This window comes from Amycolatopsis xylanica, from assembly GCF_900107045.1.
GTDB classification, from domain to species: domain Bacteria; phylum Actinomycetota; class Actinomycetes; order Mycobacteriales; family Pseudonocardiaceae; genus Amycolatopsis; species Amycolatopsis xylanica.
This window is the reverse complement of the sequence record NZ_FNON01000017.1, coordinates 14,468-33,741: the sequence shown is the minus strand read 5'-3', so window position 1 is coordinate 33,741 and position 19,274 is coordinate 14,468. Positions and strand designations below refer to the sequence as shown.

At 68.0% G+C, this 19,274-nt stretch carries 20 protein-coding genes; 7 read left to right on the top strand and 13 right to left on the bottom strand.

What is annotated here, in order from left to right; all coding sequences use genetic code 11:
* Positions 1-4: 4 nt before the first annotated feature.
* The 4 genes from BLV57_RS41885 (at position 5) to BLV57_RS41870 (ending at position 4,248) form a co-directional block, all read left to right on the top strand.
* Positions 5-1,216, top strand: a complete 1,212-nt coding sequence (locus BLV57_RS41885; RefSeq protein WP_091300152.1) for an NAD(P)/FAD-dependent oxidoreductase — start codon at positions 5-7, stop codon at positions 1,214-1,216.
* 1 nt (position 1,217) lies between these two features.
* On the top strand, positions 1,218-2,384 hold the full coding sequence (locus BLV57_RS41880; protein WP_091300149.1) for a 4-hydroxybenzoate 3-monooxygenase: 1,167 nt from the start codon (positions 1,218-1,220) through the stop codon (positions 2,382-2,384).
* 52 nt (positions 2,385-2,436) lie between these two features.
* Positions 2,437-3,171, top strand: coding sequence for a Clp protease N-terminal domain-containing protein (locus tag BLV57_RS41875; RefSeq protein WP_091300147.1), 735 nt, complete (start codon positions 2,437-2,439; stop codon positions 3,169-3,171).
* A gap of 126 nt (positions 3,172-3,297) precedes the next feature.
* Positions 3,298-4,248, top strand: coding sequence for a hypothetical protein (locus tag BLV57_RS41870; protein WP_245757751.1), 951 nt, complete (start codon positions 3,298-3,300; stop codon positions 4,246-4,248).
* 57 nt (positions 4,249-4,305) lie between these two features.
* On the opposite strand, the gene gndA is transcribed toward BLV57_RS41870, so the two are convergent.
* Both gndA and BLV57_RS41860 read right to left on the bottom strand, forming a co-directional pair.
* Positions 4,306-5,739, bottom strand: coding sequence for an NADP-dependent phosphogluconate dehydrogenase (gene gndA / locus BLV57_RS41865; RefSeq protein WP_091300145.1), 1,434 nt, complete (start codon positions 5,737-5,739; stop codon positions 4,306-4,308).
* A gap of 43 nt (positions 5,740-5,782) precedes the next feature.
* Positions 5,783-6,703 (bottom strand): MBL fold metallo-hydrolase, encoded by a 921-nt coding sequence (locus BLV57_RS41860; protein ID WP_091300142.1) that lies wholly within the window; start codon positions 6,701-6,703, stop codon positions 5,783-5,785.
* Positions 6,704-6,851: 148 nt separating this feature from the next.
* Here BLV57_RS41860 and BLV57_RS41855 point away from each other — a divergent pair, with 148 nt between their 5' ends.
* Positions 6,852-7,709, top strand: a complete 858-nt coding sequence (locus BLV57_RS41855) for a helix-turn-helix domain-containing protein (protein ID WP_091300139.1) — start codon at positions 6,852-6,854, stop codon at positions 7,707-7,709.
* A gap of 272 nt (positions 7,710-7,981) precedes the next feature.
* Here the strand turns inward: BLV57_RS41855 and BLV57_RS41845 are convergent, their stop codons facing one another.
* Positions 7,982-8,248, bottom strand: a complete 267-nt coding sequence (locus BLV57_RS41845; RefSeq protein WP_245757750.1) for a hypothetical protein — start codon at positions 8,246-8,248, stop codon at positions 7,982-7,984.
* A gap of 220 nt (positions 8,249-8,468) precedes the next feature.
* On the opposite strand from BLV57_RS41845, the gene BLV57_RS41840 reads away from it, so the two are divergent.
* A complete protein-coding gene (locus tag BLV57_RS41840; RefSeq protein WP_091300136.1) occupies positions 8,469-8,723 on the top strand; it encodes a DUF397 domain-containing protein in 255 nt (84 codons plus the stop codon).
* Here the strand turns inward: BLV57_RS41840 and BLV57_RS41835 are convergent.
* The 7 genes from BLV57_RS41835 to BLV57_RS41805 all read right to left on the bottom strand — a co-directional run bounded on the left by BLV57_RS41835 (position 8,716) and on the right by BLV57_RS41805 (position 15,645).
* A complete protein-coding gene (locus tag BLV57_RS41835; protein ID WP_091300133.1) occupies positions 8,716-9,501 on the bottom strand; it encodes a response regulator transcription factor in 786 nt (261 codons plus the stop codon). The two genes, BLV57_RS41840 and BLV57_RS41835, sit on opposite strands and share 8 nt — an antisense overlap.
* 84 nt (positions 9,502-9,585) lie before the next feature.
* Positions 9,586-11,145: a DUF7405 family protein gene (locus BLV57_RS41830; RefSeq protein WP_218134998.1), complete on the bottom strand. Its 1,560-nt coding sequence runs from the start codon at positions 11,143-11,145 to the stop codon at positions 9,586-9,588.
* A 172-nt stretch (positions 11,146-11,317) separates the two neighbouring features.
* Complete coding sequence (locus BLV57_RS41825; RefSeq protein WP_091300131.1) at positions 11,318-11,851, bottom strand: hypothetical protein; 534 nt, start codon at positions 11,849-11,851, stop codon at positions 11,318-11,320.
* Complete coding sequence (locus tag BLV57_RS41820) at positions 11,844-12,962, bottom strand: hypothetical protein (protein ID WP_091300129.1); 1,119 nt, start codon at positions 12,960-12,962, stop codon at positions 11,844-11,846. Before BLV57_RS41820 ends, BLV57_RS41825 begins: the two co-directional genes overlap by 8 nt.
* 10 nt (positions 12,963-12,972) lie before the next feature.
* Complete coding sequence (locus BLV57_RS41815) at positions 12,973-13,386, bottom strand: FixH family protein (protein WP_091300127.1); 414 nt, start codon at positions 13,384-13,386, stop codon at positions 12,973-12,975.
* Complete coding sequence (locus BLV57_RS41810; RefSeq protein ID WP_091300125.1) at positions 13,383-14,711, bottom strand: hypothetical protein; 1,329 nt, start codon at positions 14,709-14,711, stop codon at positions 13,383-13,385. Before BLV57_RS41810 ends, BLV57_RS41815 begins: the two co-directional genes overlap by 4 nt.
* Before the next feature lie 85 nt (positions 14,712-14,796).
* Positions 14,797-15,645 (bottom strand): alpha/beta fold hydrolase, encoded by an 849-nt coding sequence (locus BLV57_RS41805; RefSeq protein WP_091300122.1) that lies wholly within the window; start codon positions 15,643-15,645, stop codon positions 14,797-14,799.
* A gap of 40 nt (positions 15,646-15,685) precedes the next feature.
* Here BLV57_RS41805 and BLV57_RS41800 point away from each other — a divergent pair, with 40 nt between their 5' ends.
* Positions 15,686-16,210, top strand: coding sequence for a CGNR zinc finger domain-containing protein (locus BLV57_RS41800; protein WP_091300119.1), 525 nt, complete (start codon positions 15,686-15,688; stop codon positions 16,208-16,210).
* Positions 16,211-16,494: 284 nt separating this feature from the next.
* Here the strand turns inward: BLV57_RS41800 and BLV57_RS41795 are convergent, their stop codons facing one another.
* From BLV57_RS41795 to BLV57_RS41785, 3 genes are read right to left on the bottom strand one after another with little or no spacing between them, the layout of a single operon-like run.
* Positions 16,495-17,346: an oxygenase MpaB family protein gene (locus tag BLV57_RS41795; RefSeq protein WP_091300118.1), complete on the bottom strand. Its 852-nt coding sequence runs from the start codon at positions 17,344-17,346 to the stop codon at positions 16,495-16,497.
* Between the two features lie 9 nt (positions 17,347-17,355).
* The gene (locus BLV57_RS41790) at positions 17,356-17,907 is read right to left on the bottom strand and encodes a TetR/AcrR family transcriptional regulator (protein WP_091300115.1); all 552 of its coding nucleotides are present in this window, start codon (positions 17,905-17,907) and stop codon (positions 17,356-17,358) included.
* Complete coding sequence (locus BLV57_RS41785) at positions 17,904-19,262, bottom strand: amidase (protein WP_091300112.1); 1,359 nt, start codon at positions 19,260-19,262, stop codon at positions 17,904-17,906. The genes BLV57_RS41790 and BLV57_RS41785 overlap by 4 nt, the downstream gene beginning before the upstream one ends.
* Positions 19,263-19,274 lie beyond the last annotated feature (12 nt).

Here is a 19,274-nt window from a genome sequence, read left to right as displayed (position 1 = left end):
AACAATGACAACGGTCCTCGTCGCCGGTGCGGGACAGAGTGGGTTCCAAGCCGCCGCTTCGTTGCGGGACAAGGGTTTCGCCGGGCGGGTCGTGCTGATCGGCGACGAACCGGGCGTGCCGTACCAGCGCCCGCCGCTGTCGAAGCAGTACCTGCAGGGGACCGCGGGCGTCGACGCGCTGCACCTGCGACCCCAGGACTTCTTCAACGACAAGGACATCGAGCTCGTCGACGGCCGCGTCGCCGCCATCAACCGCGCCGAGTCGACGGTCACGCTCGAGGACGGCACCTCGCTCGAATACGACCACCTCGTGCTCGCCACCGGCGCACGCAACCGCCCGCTCCCGGTGCCCGGCGCGGACCTCGAAGGCGTGCTCGGCCTGCGCACCCGCGATGACGCCGACTCCCTGCGCGCCGCACTGGAGCAGGCGAAAGACGTCGTCGTCATCGGCGGCGGCTTCATCGGACTGGAGTTCGCCGCGCACGCGGGCCGCCCGGTCACGGTCGTCGAAGCGCAGGACCGGCTCCTCGCGCGCGTCGCGACCCCGGAGATCTCCGCGCACTTCGCCGCGCTCCACGAGCAGGCCGGCGCGACGCTGATCCTCGGTCACGGCGTCACCGCGCTGCACGGCGACGGCAAGGTCGAGTCGGTCGAGCTCACCGACGGCCGCCGCCTGCCGGCCGACCTCGTCGTCATCGGCGTCGGCGTGCTCCCCGAAACCGCGCTCGCCGAAGAAGCGGGCCTCAAGGTCGACAACGGCATCGTCGTCGACGAGCACCTCACCACCAGCGACCCCAAGATCTTCGCGGTCGGCGACTGCGCCAACTTCCCGTGCGTGCACGCCGGCCAGGCGACCCGTCTCGAGTCCGTGCAGAACGCCGTCGACCAGGCCCGCTGGGTCGCCGCGACGATCACGGGCGCCCCCGCGCCGTACGACAGCGTCCCGTGGTTCTGGACCGACCAGCTCGGCAACAAGCTGCAGATCGCCGGTATCGGCACCGGCGCCGACCACCTGCTGGTCACCGGCGACAAGGACGCGGGCAAGTTCTCCATCCTGGCGTTCCGCGAAGACGTGCTGATCGCCGTCGAGTCGGTGAACCGCCCCAGCGACCACGTTTCCGCCCGCCGCCTGCTCGCCGCCACCAAGCCGGTGACGCTCGACGAGCTGCGGGCGGCCGAGTTCGATCTCAAGGGATTGGCCAAATCTAGGAGTTAGTTTGCGTACACAGGTCGGCATCGTCGGAGCGGGCCCCGCCGGGCTCGTGCTCGCTCACCTCTTGCACCTGGAGGGCATCGAGTCGGTGATACTCGAAGCCCGCGGCCGGGACTACATCCGCCAGCGCGTGCGTGCGGGAGTCTGCGAGCATCCGACGGTCGAACTGTTCCGCGAACTCGGTCTCGCGACGCGGATGGACGCGGAAGGCCTTGTGCACGAAGGCCTTTCGCTCCGCTTCGGCGGTGAGGACCACCGCATCCCGCTGACGGAGCTGACCGGCAAGTCCATTGTGGTCTATGGTCAGCAGGAGATCGTCAAGGACCTGATCGACGCACACGAGGCACGCGGCCAGCAGATCCACTACGAGGTCTCCGACGTTTCATTGTCCGAAATAGACACTGAGCGCCCGCGTATTTCCTACCGCGACAGCGACGGCGTCTCGCAGGTGCTGGAGTGCGACGTCATCGCGGGCTGCGACGGCTTCCATGGCATCAGCCGCCCGGCCATTCCCGCGCAACAAGCGTTCGATCGCGAGTACCCGTTCTCCTGGCTGGGCGTACTCGCGCAGACCCGCCCGTCCGACGACGAGCTGATCTACGCCCACCACGAGCGCGGCTTCGCGCTGCACAGCATGCGCTCGCCCGAGATCACCCGCCTCTACCTCCAGGTCCCCAACGGTGACCGCATCGAGTCCTGGTCAGACGACCGCATCTGGTCCGAATTGGACACTCGACTGGCCGCGGACGGCTTCTCCCTGATCGAGGGCCCGATCCTGGACAAGAACATCGCCCCGATGCGCAGTTTCGTGGTCGAGCCCATGCGCCACGGCAGGCTGTTCCTGGCGGGCGACTCGGCCCACATCGTCCCCGCGACGGGCGCCAAGGGTATGAACCTCGCCATCGCCGACGTGCTCGTGCTGTCCCGCGCGGTGAAGGAACTGTTGCTGCACAAGAATCCCGAGCCCGCGTCGGCCTACTCGGAGACTTGCCTGCGCCGAGTCTGGCGAGCCGAGCACTTCTCCTGGTTCATGACGACCATGCTCCACATCGACCCTGCGGCCGACCCGTTCCAGCGCCGTCTCCAGGTCTCCCAGCTCCAGTACACGGTCAGCTCCCACGCGGCCGCGACCAGCCTGGCCGAGAACTACGTCGGTCTGCCCTTCGGGTGACCTGGTCAACCCGGGGTTGACGCACGGCCGATCGTCAACCTACAGTTGACGCATGACTTCACCAGTCCGATTGGACGAACTCATCACCTACATCAAGAAACAGCACTCCGACGGCGACGCGCTCGCCCAGCTTTCCGACGCGGTGCTGGTCGCCGACAACCTCGGCGAGGTCGCGGATCACCTGATCGGCCACTTCGTCGACCAGGCCAGGCGTTCCGGAGCCTCCTGGACCGACATCGGCCGCAGCATGGGCGTCTCGAAGCAGGCGGCCCAGAAACGCTTCGTCCCCAAGGAACCCAGCCTTGAAGAGCTGGCCAACACCTTCGGCCGCTTCACCGACCGCGCCCGCAAGGTCGTCATCGGCGCCCAAGCCGCGGCCCGCAACGCCTCCAACAACCACATCGGCGCCGAACACCTGCTCTTCGGCCTGCTCGGCGAGACGGAAGGCCTCGCCGCCAAGGCGATCGCCGAGTTCGGCCTGCCCATCCAAGAAGCGATCCCGAAGGTCATGGACTCCTTCGACCCGCCCTCCGACACGATCGCCGACCAGCTCCCGTTCGACGCCCACGGCAAGAAGGTCATGGAGCTGACGCTGCGCGAAGGACTGCGCCTCGGCCACAATTACATTGGCACGGAACACATCCTGTTCGCGATCCTGGAACTGGGCGAGGGTCGGGCTTATGACCTGCTGACCGCGTGGGGCGTGACCAAGGAGGCGGTCGAGCCATGGATCTTGCAACTGCTGACCGCGATCGTCGAAGGTCGCAAGGCCACCGGACAAGGCTAGTGCTCCTCGCGGTTCTGGTAGCCGTGGCGGTGGTTTTGCTGGTCTAGTTATCCACACCTGGATACCCCTGTGGATAACTTGGCTTCGCGGCCCGGTTTCGTCGGAGCCAGGTGCCACGATCGCGGAATGAAACGTGGATCGTGGGGAGAAGACCACGAGCTTCTCCTGGCACAGAGCGAAGACGGCGTCATCCGGACCCGTGACTTGAAGGACCTGGGCGTTTCTTCAAGCACGATCACCCGGCAATGCGAGGCCGGTGGGTCTTGGCGGTGGCTCTTACCCAAGATCGTGAGCCTGTACAGAGCACCGCCGAGCCGCCGGCAGCAGCTCGTGGCAGCCAAGCTCTACGGCGGGGAACGCGCTGTCGTGACCGGATACGAGGCGTGCCGTGGGCTCGGCTTGATGAACGCTCCCGCCACGCGCACCATTCACTTGCTGATCCCCAACGATCAACAGCTGCGAGAGCAAGAACTCCTGTTGATCGAACGAACCCGGAGGCTTCCGAAAGTCGTTGTCACGGAAGGGATCCCCATCGCGGTGGCTACTCGGGCGGTGCTCGACGCCGCGCGTCGAGTAAAGGCGCGGGATCCCGTCCGGGCGCTGCTCGCCGAGGCGGTGCAGCGTGGCTTCACTACCGTGGAGCTGCTGCTCGAGGAACTCGCCCAAGGCGGGCAGAGGGGGAGCGCGATCCCACGCCAGGTTCTCAAGGAATTGAGTGAGGGCGCGCGGTCCGTGGCGGAGATCGACGCGCATCGCGTATGGAAGCGAAGTGGGCTACCGGCGCCGCTATGGAATCGCCCGCTGGTCAATTCAGCAGGTGAGCACATCGCGACACCTGACGGATGGTTTGACGAGGTAGGACTCGCGTGGGAAATCGACTCTGTCGGCTTTCACGCGGATCCAACGGGCTATGCCCGAACAGTGCGGCGTAACTCGCGGTATGCCGCAGCGGGAATCTTGGTGCTTCAGACCCTTCCGGCGCAGCTGAGAGCTGCGCCGGACCAAGTGATCGCCGAACTTCGGGCCGCCTACCGCGCTGCGGCTGCCACACCTCGTCCTTCGGTCCTCGTGGTGTGAGCGAGTGGTAACTCTGCTCCGTTAGATGCAGCAGAGTTACCACTCGCTCGGCCAAAACTAAGCAGAAACCTCTGGCCGGCCAGGCTCGGCCCAAGCCGTGTGGAACGAGCCTTCCCGGTCAACCCGCCGGTAGGTGTGCGCACCGAAGAAGTCCCGCTGCCCCTGCACCAGAGCCGCCGGCAGCCGGTCCGCCCGCAGCCCGTCGTAGTAGGCCAGCGCCGTCGAGAACCCAGGCGTCGGGATACCCAAAGACACCGCCGTGGAAATCACCGAACGCCAAGCATCCTGCGCCTCTTCGACAGCCTTCCGGAAGCCGCCCGAAGTCAGCAGCGTCGGCAAACCGGGCTCGGCCTCGTATGCCGACGTGATGTCGTTCAGGAACTTCGCCCGGATGATGCATCCGCCACGCCAGATCGCCGCGACGCGGCCGAGGTCGATGTCCCAGCCGTACTCCGCGCCGCCGGCCTGGATCTGGTTGAAGCCCTGCGCGTAAGCCACGACCTTCGAGGCGTACAGCGCCTGCTCGACCTTGTCCGCGAAGCCGGAGACGTCCGCGAGGGGCGCGCGCGTCGGGCCGCCCAGGTCGCGGGCCGCCGAGCGCAGCTCCGAAGACCCCGAGAGGGACCGGGCGAACACGGCTTCGGCGATGCCGGAGATCGGCACGCCCAGGTCGAGTCCGATTTGGACGGTCCAGCGCCCGGTGCCCTTCTGCTCGGCCTGGTCGGCGACGATGTCGACGAACGGCTTGCCGGTCGAGGCGTCCACATGCGCCAGAACGTCGGCCGTGATCTCGATCAGGTAGGAGTCGAGGCGGCCGGTGTTCCAGGTGCGGAAGACCTCGGCGATCTCGGCCGGGGAGTAACCGGCGGCGCCGCGGAGCAGGTCGAAAGACTCCGCGATGAGCTGCATGTCGGCGTACTCGATGCCGTTGTGCACCATTTTCACGAAATGTCCGGCGCCGTCGGCGCCGACGTGGGTGCAGCAGGGGGAGCCGTCGACCTTGGCCGAGATGTCCTCGAACAGGGGGCCGAGTGACTGATAGGACTCGGGGGACCCGCCCGGCATGATCGACGGGCCGTGGAGCGCGCCCTCCTCACCACCGGAAACGCCGGTGCCGACGAAGTGCAGGCCCTGCTCGCGCAGCGCGGCCTCGCGGCGGCGGGTGTCGGCGAAGTGGGCGTTGCCCGCGTCGACGATGACGTCGCCCGGCTCCAGCAGGGGCGCGAACTCGTCGATGACCGCGTCGGTGGGCGCGCCTGCCTTGACCATGATGACGACCTGGCGGGGCCGCTCCAAGGCGTCGACGAACTCCTGCGCCGAGTAGGCCGGGATGAAGTCGCCCTCGTCGCCGAACTGGTCGACCAGCGCGCGCGTCCGCTCCTCCGAGCGGTTGTGCAGTGCGACGGTGTGCCCGTGCCGCGCCAGGTTGCGGGCCAGGTTGCGGCCCATGACCGCCAGTCCCGTGACCCCGATGCTCGCCTTCTTGCTCATCTAAGCCCTTCCGGTCGCGTTCATCTGAATCGAAGCGTAGTGCTCACGAGAAGCAGCGGATCTCTCCACCGTGGTACTTCACCATGTCGACGACCGCCTCGCGCAGGTCGATCTCGGCGCCCCACTCGGCCCCGTCCAGCTCGGCGTACGCGCGGTGCAGGTTCGCGGGCAGCCGCTCGGCCTCCGAAAGCGCAGCGAACTCGCCCAGGTCGGTCTGGGTCGCCGTCTCGAACGGGGTCAGACCGGCCGACTTGCCCTGCTCGGCCCGCTCCTGGACGAACGCCAGGTAGGCGTCGAGCCGGTCGAGCACCTCCAGGCCGCAGACCGGCCCGTGGCCGGGGACGATCGTTAGTGGTTCGAGTGAGCGCACCACGTCCAGGACGGCCCGCGAGCCCGCGATCGAGCCCATCACCGCGAACGGGCTCCCGCCGTTGAAGACGACGTCACCCGCGAACAGCACACGCTGCTCGGGCAGCCAGACGAGTACGTCGTTCGTGGTGTGCGCGGCGTGGCCGGGGTGGATTAGGTCGATCCGGACATCTCCGGCATGCAGGGTCAGCCGCTCGTCGAACACCACCTCGGGCGGGCGCAGCTCCAGGTGCCCCCAGTCGTTGCCGGTGAACACGCCCTCGTACTTGTTCAGACCAGTCGCGAGTATCGCCTCGCGGGTCTTGCGATGCCCGACGATCGTCGCTTCGGGCACCAGGAAGTTGCCATTGGTGTGGTCGCCGTGGTGATGCGTGTTCACCAGCGTGCGCACCGCTGATCCGGTGGTCGACGTGACCGAGTCCACCAGCGCGCGGGTGCGGCGCTCGGTGGCGCAGGTGTCGATGAGCACGCTGTGGTCACCCGCGTCGATGAATCCGCAATTGTTGATCCACCACGAACCATCCGGTTGGACGTAGCCATATACGCCGTTGGCGACTTGCTGGACGGAGGCGGCTGACGGTGAGAGATCCTGCACGCGTCTACTATGCCCGCCAAGCCGGTAAACTGGGCCGGATGGCGTCCAGAGATCTTTCCTGGAGCGCTGCGCGGTGTCATCATCGAACTCCGCAGAGTGCGAGTGAAGGAGTTCTGGACCGGATGAGTGTTCTGGGAGAGCACGGCTGATGGCCAGCACCGTCACTTCGCGGCGTAAGCAGCTCGGTAACGAGCTCCGTCATGCCCGTAATGCGGCGAAGCTGACTCAGCAGCAGGTTGCCGAGTTCCTGGGCTGCACCCAGGGCAAGGTCAACAAGATCGAGTCGGGCGCCGTCGGGGTGAAGCTCGGGGACGTGCGATCGATGCTCAACGCGTTCGGCATCAACGGCGACGAAGCCGAAACCCTGATGAACCTGGCGCGCGCGGCCGCGGGCCAGCGCGGGCACTGGTCCGGCTACCGCTCGGTGGTGCCGCACTGGTTCCGCACGTTCACCGACCTCGAGCCGGCCGCGGCGGAGATCCTCACCTGGCACGGTGAGCGCATCCCCGGCCCACTGCAGTCCGAGCACTACATGCTCAAGCAGTTCACCGAAGCGGGCGCGACGGACGTGACGTCCTTGGTCCGCAACAGGTTGGACCGCAAGGCGGTGTTCGACCAGCAGCAGCCGCCGTATTACCGGTTCATCATCAGCGAGGCCGCACTGCGCCGGGCGCCGGGTGGACTGGCGCCCGCGGTCATGCTCGACCAGGTCGAGCACCTGCTGCTGCTGGACCGGCGCCCGCGCGTGTACGTGCACGTGCTGCCGTTCGACGCGAAACTCGCTTCGGTCCCGAACGACTTCACCATCATGCGGTTCCCTGACCGCACCCGGGATTTCGTCTACATCGAGCACTCCGCGGGCGGTCTGTACCTCGACGACTCCAAGGACTTCCAGATCTTCGTCGACTCGTGGGACCGCCTGCGGGGTGCCGCGATGGAACGCGGGGAGACCCGCCAGTTCCTGGCTGAGCTGGCGGAGCACTACCGCGCCCAGATGAACGCCTAAGCGCGGTGTAGCTCCAGCTGCTCGACGATCGGCCGCGCGCTCCACTCGGGTGCGGGACCGTTTCCGGCCGCCACCAGTTCACGACGCGGGCCGGGCAGCTCGGGCTCTTCGGCCCACGGTGTTACATGTTGACGTAGTGGTGCCTGGATCAAGCTGAAGCCGAAGCGGTCACGCAGTGCGCGGCCGATGTTCCTTCGTCCCCCGGATGTGGTCTCGCTCACGGACGGCGCCTCGCGGCGCGGCGTCTGTGTGAGTCGGACTGCCATGACTTTTCACGCCCCCAGTTCACGGCGCAGCAGCGCCTGGTCAGTTGCGACGCCGACGCCCATGCAGCGTTCGCAGGGCATCCCCATGCCCAGCTTCAGCCATTCGATATCGGTGAGCGGCAGTTCGGACCCGCAGCGTGCGAGCGCGAAACCGCTCGAGACGGCATCGTCGTCAAGATCAAAAAGGTGTGCTGACCTGCGGCTCTCCCCAGCGAGCCCCGCAGTAAGTCTACCGACGGCGAGCATGGCCGGTCGGTCGTTCGCCTTGATCACCAGTGGGTCCTCCCCCAAGAGGCCTGCGAAGTGGTGGTCACGGCCTGCCGGGAAAAGTCGAACATGTTGAACAGTGTGGTTGCGAATTTCAAACTACTTCACCCTGGCCGCTGAGATTAATCCTACTCCTGGAATAATCTGGGTGTCGAGGGCATGCTGAGTTGATCACCCGCTTGGCCCTGCGACTGTGCTCTTCACTGGAAGCCCGGAGGTACGACCCATGACGGATTATCCGTCTGTACCGGATTACGATCCGAACACGGCCGTGCGCTTCTTCGACGACGACGGCTGGGCCAAGTCGTTCGCTAGCGAGCCGAACGGCGGTAACTGCGTCGAGGTCAACGTGGGTGGCGACGGCATCGTCGGCCTGCGTGACACGAAGCTGACGTCGAGCCCGGTTTTCATGTTCGACGCAGGCGAGTGGAACGCGTTCCTCATCGCCGTCAAGGCAGGTCAGTTCGACCTGCCTAAATGAGCCGCAGGTCGTGCGCCGCGACGAACGCGGCCGTGCGGCTGTGCACCCTCAGCTTCCGGAACAGGTTGCCCTGCAGGTTTTCCACCGTGCGCGAGGAGATTCCCAGCTCGCTCGCGGTCTGCCTGGTGGTCCGGCCGGAGCTGATGGACACCAGGATGTCGCGCTCGCGCGGGGTCAGCTCGACCTGCCAGTGCAACGCCTGCGTCGAGGCGGGCGCGAGCCCGAGGCGTACCGCGCACGCCGCGGCCTGCGCCTGGTTGTGCACGCGGAGCTTGGCGTAGATCCGCTGCTTGTGGTTCTGCACGGTGTGCCTGCTGATCCCGAGCGTCGCCGCGATGCGCTCCGGCGGACACGCGACGCTGAGCAGGCGCAGTACCTCCAGCTCGCGGTGGGTCAGCGCGCTGCCGTCCCGCCTGGTCTGGACCGGTGGCGCGGCGGTCTTGACCACTTCGAGCAGCGCGCGCAGCCCGTCCGCGTACGGTACGAGCGCGCTGATTCCCGCGCCGTAGAACGACGCGGGCAGCTCCTCGTGCACCCCGACCATCCGCACCGGCGGCCCGGCGCGGACGAGCAGCGCGATCAGCTGGCCGTCGGCCCACTGCGGGGCGTCGGCCTCGAAGACGGCGACCGACGGAGTGCGCCGCTCGCACAGCTGGATCAGCTCCCAGCCGGTCGGCGCCGCACCGGCGAACACCAAACCCGGCTCGCGCGCGATGCGCTCGGCCAGAAACTCGCGGAGCAGCGCGTTCCGATGCTGCAGGACAACGGTCTCGGTCATCGTGCCACCTGACGAAGTGCCCCACTCAGTGGTTATGGTCCCACGGCGCGGGTACTCCGGATCAGGACCAATCGGGCGCGGGGATTAGGTCAGTTCGACCAACGGGAAGCCGCGGTGACGGCGTGGCGGGACAAGGAAGTTCTGCCTGCGTGTCGCGGTGATGAACCGCTCGAGGCCGTGGTCCTCCTCTTCGAGGTCGAGCTCTTCGAGCAGGTCGACGGAGGCCTGACTCCGCCGCAGCTCGGCGAAGAAGTCCGCGCTGGGGAAGAAACCGGAGAACTGGAGCTTCGGGGTGTTGCGGCCGGTCGTGGTGTCCATCGCGTCGAAACCGGGGCCGTCGATGCGCAGATGGATGGGCCTGCCGTCGGCCGTGCGGCCGGAGCGGTGCAGTTGCGAGAGGTGGCCCATCCGGCCGAACCGCTCCGCGCTGGTGCGCGCGTAGTCCGCGCCGCGGAAGACGTTCGGCAGGAACGCGCCCCGCGCGAGCAGGTCGCGCGGCCCGCCGCCGTCACGGAACGGATCGCGGGGATCTTCCTTCACCTGCGACGGCGACTCGAGCATGTACTGGAGCCGTTCGTCGAAGTTCTCGCGGTGGTCGACCTCTTCCTCCGGCTCGCGGCCGTCGACGTAGAACTGTTGCAGGTCAAGCAAGACGTGTGAAAGGTGCTGGATCGAGCCGGTGTCGAAGTAGTCGCCAGGCTTGGCGTTGCTGAGCCTGATGCCGTGCCCGCCGAGGAAGGTCACGTCCTGCGCGGGCGAGCTCGCGTCGACCTGCTGGTCGGCGAAACCCATCCACATCGGGGAGAACGGGTTGACGAACGAGGCGAACGGCAACTGGAAGAACGCGGCGACGAACCGGGGCAATCCGATCTGGACGAACATCGCGCGCGTCGACGTGACCGTCATCCCGGCGTCGAACCGCGGCGAAGCGAGCGAACGGCCTACCAGGCGGCCGCTGCCACCGAGCCAGGCGACGACGTCGGCCACGTACGACGGGTCGTCGCCGCGGACGGTGAACAGCAGGTCGTTGCTCTCCATCCGGACCGGGACGTGGAACTCGGGGCGGCGCAGTTCGAGTTCGTGCGACCCGGGCGCGACATCGGTCGGCCCCGGCACCGCGCGCTTGAGCACCGGCTGGTTCCCGGCGAGCGTGCGCGGCATCGCGGCGGCCACGAGCGCGGCTGGCAGCCGGTTGAAATAGTTGTCGCTGTACGCGACGTGGGTGAACACACCGCCTGGCGCGTAAGGATAGTTGGCCTCGATGGTCCGCAACGCCGTTTCCATCCGGCCGCAGTCGGCCTTGGACGGTGCCCTGGTGAGCCTGGCGGTCACGAACGTGGTGTGGACCGGCGGCATCGCGACCGCGACCCCGTCGATGGTCTTGGCTGGCGGCATGAACGGCGCGAGATCGAACTGCACGTCGGGGAACGCGGCCTCGGCCCACGCGGTGCGCACCGGGACACGGGCGAGACCGCCCAGCATGTCCAGCGTGCCGAGCGCGGCCATCGCACCGGCGAAGGTCCCGCCGCGGCGTAGCGCGGTTCGCCGGGTGACGGGCTTGGTGAGAACGGGAACGATGCTGAACCCCTGCTCGCGGTCGTGGTCGCGGGCGAGCGGGCAGCGTGAACGGGCGGCTTTGTGCACGACAACCTCCGGCAGGGAAGATCGTGGGGGCGCGACCAAAATCCCACGATCCGCAATCGGGCACCATGAGGCGAAAAACCTAGGTATGAGGCGTTTTTCCTAGGTGTCGTGCCACAAAAGGAAGGACGCCTCCCTCACCGGTGGTGAGGAAGACGCCCTTCGTTCGCCCCGCTCAGGACGTCTGTTCCGACGGTTTACGCGTGCGCCGCCAGGCGACGACGATCAGCGCGATCAAAGCGAACAGCGGAATCGTGCTGATCGCCCAGCTCAGGCCCATCGGCGGCCCTGGCTGTTCCATCACCGGCAACGGCTTGAGCGTGCCCTTGCCCTGGCCTTGCGGCCCGTCGACCACGAACTGGAACGTCCAGTCGCCGGGCAGGTTGAGGCTTTCCACATCCAAGCCCCAGACATCGCGCTTGCGCGGGTGCCGGGAGAGCGGCGACGGCCTGCCCGCCTTCTCCGCGCCGGGCTTGACGACCGACAGCGTGCCGGACTTGCCCTCGATCCCGCCGTCGGGGATGAACGTGAAGTCGAGCGACTGCATCGCGCGCAGTGGCCAGGTGCTGAACCCGATGGTCAGCGCGTACGGCCCGGCCTGGACCTGCTCGGTGTGGACGATGTTCACCGGCTCGTAGGCCGACGCCGGCAGCGCCGTGCCGAGCAGCAATCCGATGACGCCGAGGAGCGCCATGACCGTCTTACGCATCGCTGTTCTCCTTCGCTGGCGCGAGCTGCCGCAGCATCACGCCGAACCGCCAGCCCAGGAATCCGCTGAGCGCACCGAAAACCCCGCCCGCGACGATCGTCGCGATCATCGATGAGGCAGGCGGCAGGTGCGCGCCGTAGATCCAAGCCCGTTGCACCGGCTGCAGACCGGTCACGATCAGGCCGCCGATCGTGCCGCCGAGCGCGGCCAGCGCGCGGCCGGTGCCGAAGCGGCGCACCAGCTCGACCGCGACGGCCACCAGTATCAGGCTCATCGGCATCATCGCGGGCATGTCCGGCACGTTGTCGACGTTGTCGCGCAACGGCAGCCCGACCATGCTCGCGTAGGTTTCCGCGGCCCACGGCGAGAACCACCAGAACACCGCCTGGATCGCGGCCAGCGACAGCGCGACACCGAGCGCGCCGCCGGGCCTGCCGATCACCTCGGCGCCCATGATCACGGTCAGCACCGAGAAGAACGCGGTGCCGACGACGACCGTGTTGACGATGCCCGCGTCGATCTCGGACAGGCCGATCACGGTCACCATGCTGAACCCGGTCAGCACGGCCAGGCTGCCGATCGTGCCGAACTTGCCCCAGCGCTCACCGCGGGCGACCGCGAACACCATCACCGCGCCGACCATGGTCACGGTGATCGAGAGCAGCAGGCCGATGTGCGGCGGCGACGAGATGACCGCGTCGAAGCCGTACAGGCTGTGCCACCACTGGTCCCACAGGCCGTAGAGCAGGAACATCGCCGCCCCGGTGCCGGACACCAGGTAGCCGACCGGCGCCGCGAAGGTCCGGCCGAACACCCCGACCGCGCGGCCGCCGACCATGGGGTCGACCTGCTTGCCCTTCCGCGTCGCCGCCGTCGTCCTGAGCACCACGATCAGGCTGGCGATGCCCGCCACCGCGCTGCCCGAGTACAGGAACAGGTGCGGCAGGGTGAAGAACGTGTCCGGCCCGACGTCGTCGTGCCACTGGATGTCCCAGGTCAAACCCGTCAGCGAGAGCAAAGTCCCGGCGAGCACGAAACTCGCCGCAGCCAACCCCCTCGCGCCGCTCTTGGTTGCGGGGACCGAGATGGCCCCCGACGCCGTCAGATCCACTACCCCTCCTTTATTTGACCAGCAAAGGAAAAACAGCCTGCTCGGTCCCATCGGGACCACTCAGTGACACGGTGATCTCCCACTGCCCTGACATCGGCAGCACCGTTTCGGCGGCCCGGTACCGGCCAGGTCCCTCGGGACCAGCGGTGACCGGGGACAGCGCGTGCCCCATCTGCGGCATCACCGGTTCGACGGTGACGCTGTCGAGCCGGGCCGGTTTCCCCGACTGGTCGGTGACTTCCACGCCGAACGAATTGGTGCCCAGCTTCGGCGCGTCGACCGAAAGCTGAACGGTGTGCTGCCCGGTGGCCGACTTGAGCACGGTCGGCCCGCCGCTCGTGGACGGCCACACCAGCCAGGTCAGCACGCCCAGTACGAGCACGGCCACCGCCGCGATCAGCAGTCTCGGTTTCTGTCTCGTCATCCCTGCGGCCCCCTGGTCGGCGGAACGTCGATGACCGCCGGAACGGTCAGCACGGAATACCCGCGCTCGGCTTGGATCCAGACGAAGTACTTGCCGGGCAATGGAAACGTGTACGTGAACGGCACGTCAGGCCCGAATGCCGCGACCGTCTCATCAGGACGGTCGGGCAGCCCGGGCGTCGCCGGGGTCATGGCGTGGACGTGCGCCCAGACCGGCGCCTTGGCGAGGTCACCGTCGATCGGCCCGGCGACGATCATGTGGCCCAGCATGCCCAGCCACGGCTGGAGATCCTTCTTCGGGAACCGCGCGGTGATCGTGCTGGGCGTGCCCGCCGGGCTGATCACCTGCCGCAGGCTCGCTTCGGCCACGGGCGGTGCGGGGTCGGTGTTGTCCTGGGGCAGGGTGATCGCCGAGCGGAGGAGCTGCACGCCGCCACCGCGTCGCGCGATCTCCGCGGACACGGCGTAGCTCCCGGCTTCGGGGGCCTTCAGATGCGCGCGGTACTCGCCGGGCGCGACACGGATCGGGTGCAGATGCCAGAGCCGCCCTGACGGCGAGACGACCACGAAGTGGACCAATGCGTTGTCGTGCACCAGCAGATCGTCAGCGGGGCGGCCGGTGGAGCCATCGGAGAACCGCAGGCGCAGATCGCGCTCCTGCCGGTCCACCACCAGGTTCACCGGCGGCCTCGAATAGTCCACTGAGGACACCTGTGGATCCGGCCCGAACGTCGGGTCGAATTTCGTGCCGGGCGCTGGCGGCGGCGGGATCGTCGACGACAGCAGCGCCGACGTCACCGCGACCGTCAGCGCGACGAGCATGCCCGCCGCCGGGACCATTCCCGAGCGGCCCCTCACGGCCATGACGAGCGCGACGAACAGCAGGAAGCCCGCGACGACGAAACCGCCGTACGCCGCCAGTTCCCAGGCCGGGGTGATCTTCGCGGGCACCACGAAGGGGATCTTGGCGAGCTGCTTGCCGTCGCCGACCTGCAGTTCCCACGGTCCCGCCCGGTCGACCCGCAAGGTGCCGCCGTGATAGCCGGGCTTGGCGTCGAGCGCCACGGTGGTCTCGCTGAAGACCGCGCCCTCGACGGCCGCCTTGACGGTGAGCGTGCCGGGCGGGGTGCCCTGGTGCGTGACGATGTCGACGCGCAACGGCGCCGGCGGAGTGTCCACCCGGCGGATGACCACCGTGAGCTCGCGCTCGCCGAGCGTCTGTGCGACTTGGATGTCGGCGCCGTTCTGCACACCGTCGGCGTGCGCCGTCCCGGTCAGCAGTACGGCCAGCAGCAGTACCAGCGCCGGAATCCTCTTGGCCCCCATGGCACTGAACTTAGCGAGCGGGGGAAGATCAAATCGTCACGGCGCAGGGTGAGCTCGTCTCCCCTGTGCGGGGGACATAAAACCCTTAGGCACCAGGGGAGAGGAACTTATGAAGGTAGGGGAGAACGCGCTCGGGTGCCTCTTCGGGCAGGAAATGCCCGCACTCTTCGATGGCGGCCCCCTGCACGTCATCAGCGTATTTCCGCCACAGCTCAAGTGTTGGCAGCTTGCCAAGTAACCCTTCGTTGCCCCAAAGGGCGAGCACCGGCATGCGAAGTCGCTTGCCCGCCCCGAAATCCGCGTCATCGGCCGCCGCGTCGTCGGGAAAGGACGCCCGATAGTCGTCGAATCCGGCCCTAAGGGCACCGGGTTGCTCGAAAGCCTTGACGTAGACCTCGGTGTCGACCATGTGCCGTTGAAAGGTCCACTTCTCGAAGAAGTAGCCGAGATACGCGCCGACATCCTTGCCTGCCAGCAGTTCGGGGAGATCGGGCTGCAGGTGGAAAAGCCAGTGCCAGTACCCGCTGGCGACCTCGGCGTCGAGCAGCCGCCACATCTCCCGCGTCGGCGCGATGTCGAGCACGGCGAGCCGCTCGACCTGCTCGGGCCGGTCGAGCGCCCAGCGATGCCCGACCCGCCCGCCGCGGTCATGGCCGATCACGCTGGCCGTCTCGAAGCCGAGTTGGGTCACGAGTTCTGAGACATCCTGGGCCATCGTGCGCTTGTCGAAGCCGTGCTTCGGCTTGTCGGTGAGGCCGTATCCGCGCAGGTCAGGCGTGATGACCGTATGGGTTTCCGCGAGCGGCCCGGTCACCTTGTGCCAGCAATGGCCGGTCTGCGGCCAGCCGTGCAGCAGCACGACGGCAGGCCCATCGCCCGCGATTCGGTAGTGCATCCGGATGCCGTTGACGTTCGTCATCTCTAACCGGTTCATGCGGTTAGTATAACCATCTCCATGGGTTAGAATGGAACCCATGGATTGGGTCTTCGACGGCGGCCGCGTGTCCCTCGACTTCGTCAACACACTCCGCGACCGCTACGCCGACGGCCGTGAGCTGCTGGTTTCCCCGGCGGCGCTCTCGGAATGGCTCGGCCTGACCGGCCTCGCCTCGGTCCCGGCCACCTCGGACGACCTGACCTTCGCCCTGGTCCTGCGCGAGTCGATCGACCGCACCGCCCGCTCCGAGGGCTCAGCCGCCGACATCCGCCTGCTCAACGAGACGGCCGCCGCGGTGCCACTCCCGGTTCCCCAGCTCGGCTCGTCCGGTCGCTACCTGCTCGACGTGCCCGACCCGGTCCCGGCGGCCTTCGCGGCACTGGCCGTCGACGCGATCGAGCTGGTCGCTTCGGCTCCGCTCATCCGCGTCTGCGCGGCCGACGACTGCGGCGTCCGCTTCCTCGACGCCTCCCCGAAACGCAACCGCCAGTGGTGTTCCATGGCCAAATGCGGCAACCGCGCCAAGGCCCGCGCCCACTACGCCCGCACCAAGGGCTCGTGAGTGTTCCGGCCGGTTAGAACCGGCCATATTTGGTGATCTACGCGGGTTGTGCTCGTCGGCATCTGCACGAACGGGGCTTTTGTTGCGCTCGCGGTGACAAAAGCCCCGTTCGTAGCATGCACGGCGAGGGCCGGGCTGCCGGAGTTTGTGCTGGAGGTGACAAGGGTGGCCCTTGTCACCTCCAGCGTGACAAGGGCCACCCTTGTTTCGCCAGCGCACCAGGCAGCGCCGCGAATTCCGCCGTAGGTGACCAAATACGGGGCGGCCAGAACCGACCGCACCACTCACGACCCCTTGACCAGCCTCGCGTGCAGCTTGGGGTGCGCACGCAGCCAGACGTTCAACTGCCCGATCCACCGCATATGCACGGTCCGCACCGGCGCCGGAACAACCCCGAAGACCCGCATGACCCGGCAGAACCGCGCGAACCGCACCGCGTCCCGAGCAGTCCACTGTAGACCGAGCCGGTCGCGGAACCCGGCAGGCAATGCCCCGCGGATGACGAACATCTGAGCCGTGTGCTGCCACCGTTGCAAGTACTTCCAAGCGAACCCCGGAATCCACCCTGGCTTCTTCACCGTACGGATGGTCTCCAGCAACGTCTCGATCGTGCCGTTCGACTCGAACCCGGCGACCATCGCGTCGTAGTACCGCTCGAAGGCGGCCCAATCCGGCGGCAGATCCCGCTCGCGAACGCCGAGCATCCGCCCGACATCGCACATCTGCGCGTAGTACTCGTCCAGCTCCGGCCCGCTCAGCCCGCGGCCGAAAAACCGTTGCGCGTCAACGGGAACCTTGACCAGCGTCGCATGCACCCACGCATACGCCTCCGGGTTCAGCGCCGAATACCGACGCCCCGAAGCGTCCACGCCCGCGAACTTCCGATGCAGCTCTCGAAGCCGCGAGGCCTCGTACCGCGCCCCAGCGGGCCCGCCGTAGATGTACACCGAAAGCGAGGCGCCCGTCTGCATCAGGCGCGTCCACGGATCCTCGGTGTAGTCGGAGTGATCGCGCACCCCGGCCGCCACCACCGGATGTGCGACCTGCAGCAACAGCACCTGCCCGGCGAGCAGCGCCGCGCGGAAGTCGCCGAAGTACTTCCACGCTGCCGTGCCACGCGAGATCGGCGGTGCCATGACCCGAGATTAACCGCCGGAGCCTCGGATGAGCATCATCAGTGACTCACCCGGAGGAGTTCCCGGCGCACCGGTCGCCAGGCGCCGCAGCTGTAGACCCGCGATCAGCGCGACCACCGGGCCTGCGAGCCGTTCGGGATCGGCGACGCCGAGTGCGCCCAAGATCGTCGCGGCCAGCGCGTCGTACGCCGTGAAGCAGCGTTCGGACGCGTCGCGCAGCGACGGGTCGCGGGCGGCCTGCAGGTAGAGCTCGTGCGGGGCGATCTCGTCGGTGCCGAACGGGAGTTGCTCGATGACCTGCTCGACCAGCGCCGCCGCCTGCTCCAGCGTCAGGTCGTCGGCGCGGTGCGCGTCGACGACGGCGGCGAGCTTGGCCGTTTCCTCCTCCGCGAACAGCAGCATCGCCTGGCGTAGCAGCTCGGTCTGACTCGGGAAGTGATACGTCAGCGTGCCCAGCGAGACACCGGCGTCGGCGACGATGCGGCGGTTGCTCAGTCCCGCCACACCGCGCTCGCCGATCACCTTCAGCGCCGCGCGCAGGATGTTCTCACGAGTGGTCACGGCCTGCGGTCCTGCCAGCGTTCGACGGATTCCAGTTGCGCGGCAAGGGAAATCAGCCGTTCTTCGGAATGGGACGGGCCGAGCAGCTGCGCGCCGAGCGGCAGCCCGCCGGTCAACCCGGCCGGCACGTTCACGCCAGGCCAGCCGAGCACGTTCCACGGCCAGCAGTAGGGGCACGCCGCGATCATCGTCTGGTCGGTCTGCCAGCCGCTGAGCCCGTCGAAGGTGCCGATCTTGGGCGGGGGAGTCGCGGTCGTCGGGGTCAGCACGACGTCGACGTCCCCGAACACCGACCCGATTCGCTTGCGCAGCAACGGTTCCGCCGCGCGGGCGAGCTTCAGCGCCGGGCCCGCGAGTTTCGCGCCGTGCCGCGCGTTGGACCGGGTGCGTGGGTCGAGCAGGTCCGGTGACGGCACGCGCAGGCCCCAGTCGCGGACGCCGACCAGCGAGCGCGGCAGGAACGTCACGCCGATCATCCCGTACGACGGCTCGACCTCGACGATCTCGTGGCCGAGTCCGGCGAACACCTCGGCCAGCCGTTCGACCGCCGCGCGCACCACCGGATCAAGCCTGGTTTTCGTCGCGGTGAAGGGGATCCGCGTCGACAGCCCGATGCGCAGCTTGCCGGGTTCGCGATCAGCGGCCGACTGGAACGTCCGGCCGGTGCCCGCGGCGACGTCCAGCAGCAGCGCGGCGTCGGCGACCGTCCTGGCCAGCGGCCCGATCACGGTCAGGCCGTGGAACAGCTCGCTGTCCGTCTCGATCCGCCCGCGCTGGGTCTTGATGCCGACCAGGTTGTTCCACGCGGCCGGGATGCGCACCGAGCCAGCGCCGTCCGACCCGAGCGCCGCCGCGACCAGGCCGGACGCGACCGCGGCCGCCGAACCACCCGACGAGCCGCCTGGCGTGTGCGCCGGGTTCCACGGGTTGCGGGTGGCGCCGAACGCGGGTCCCTCGGTGAACGGCCACTGCCCGAACTCCGGGGTGTTGGTCTTGCCGACGATCACCGCCCCGGCGTCCTTCAGCCTGCGTACCACCAGCGAGTCCGTTGTGGCGCAAGGGAAATCGCCCTCGCAGCCGAACGCGGTCGGCAGGCCTTCGATGTCGACGTCGTCCTTGATCGCGATCGGCACCCCGAGCAGCGGCGCGCGTTCACCGGCGGCGAGCCTGCGGTCGGCCTCGGCCGCCTCGCGTTCGGCCGCCTCGGGCCGCAGCGCGCGGAACGCGTTCAGCTCACTGCCCTTGATCCGGTCGAAGGCCGCGCCGGTGAGCGCCGCCGACGTCGTCACGCCGTCTGCCAGCAGCTTCGCTTGGCCTGCCAGGCCGGCGAACGCCGCGTCGGTCTCGATGTCCATCGGGCCTCCGTC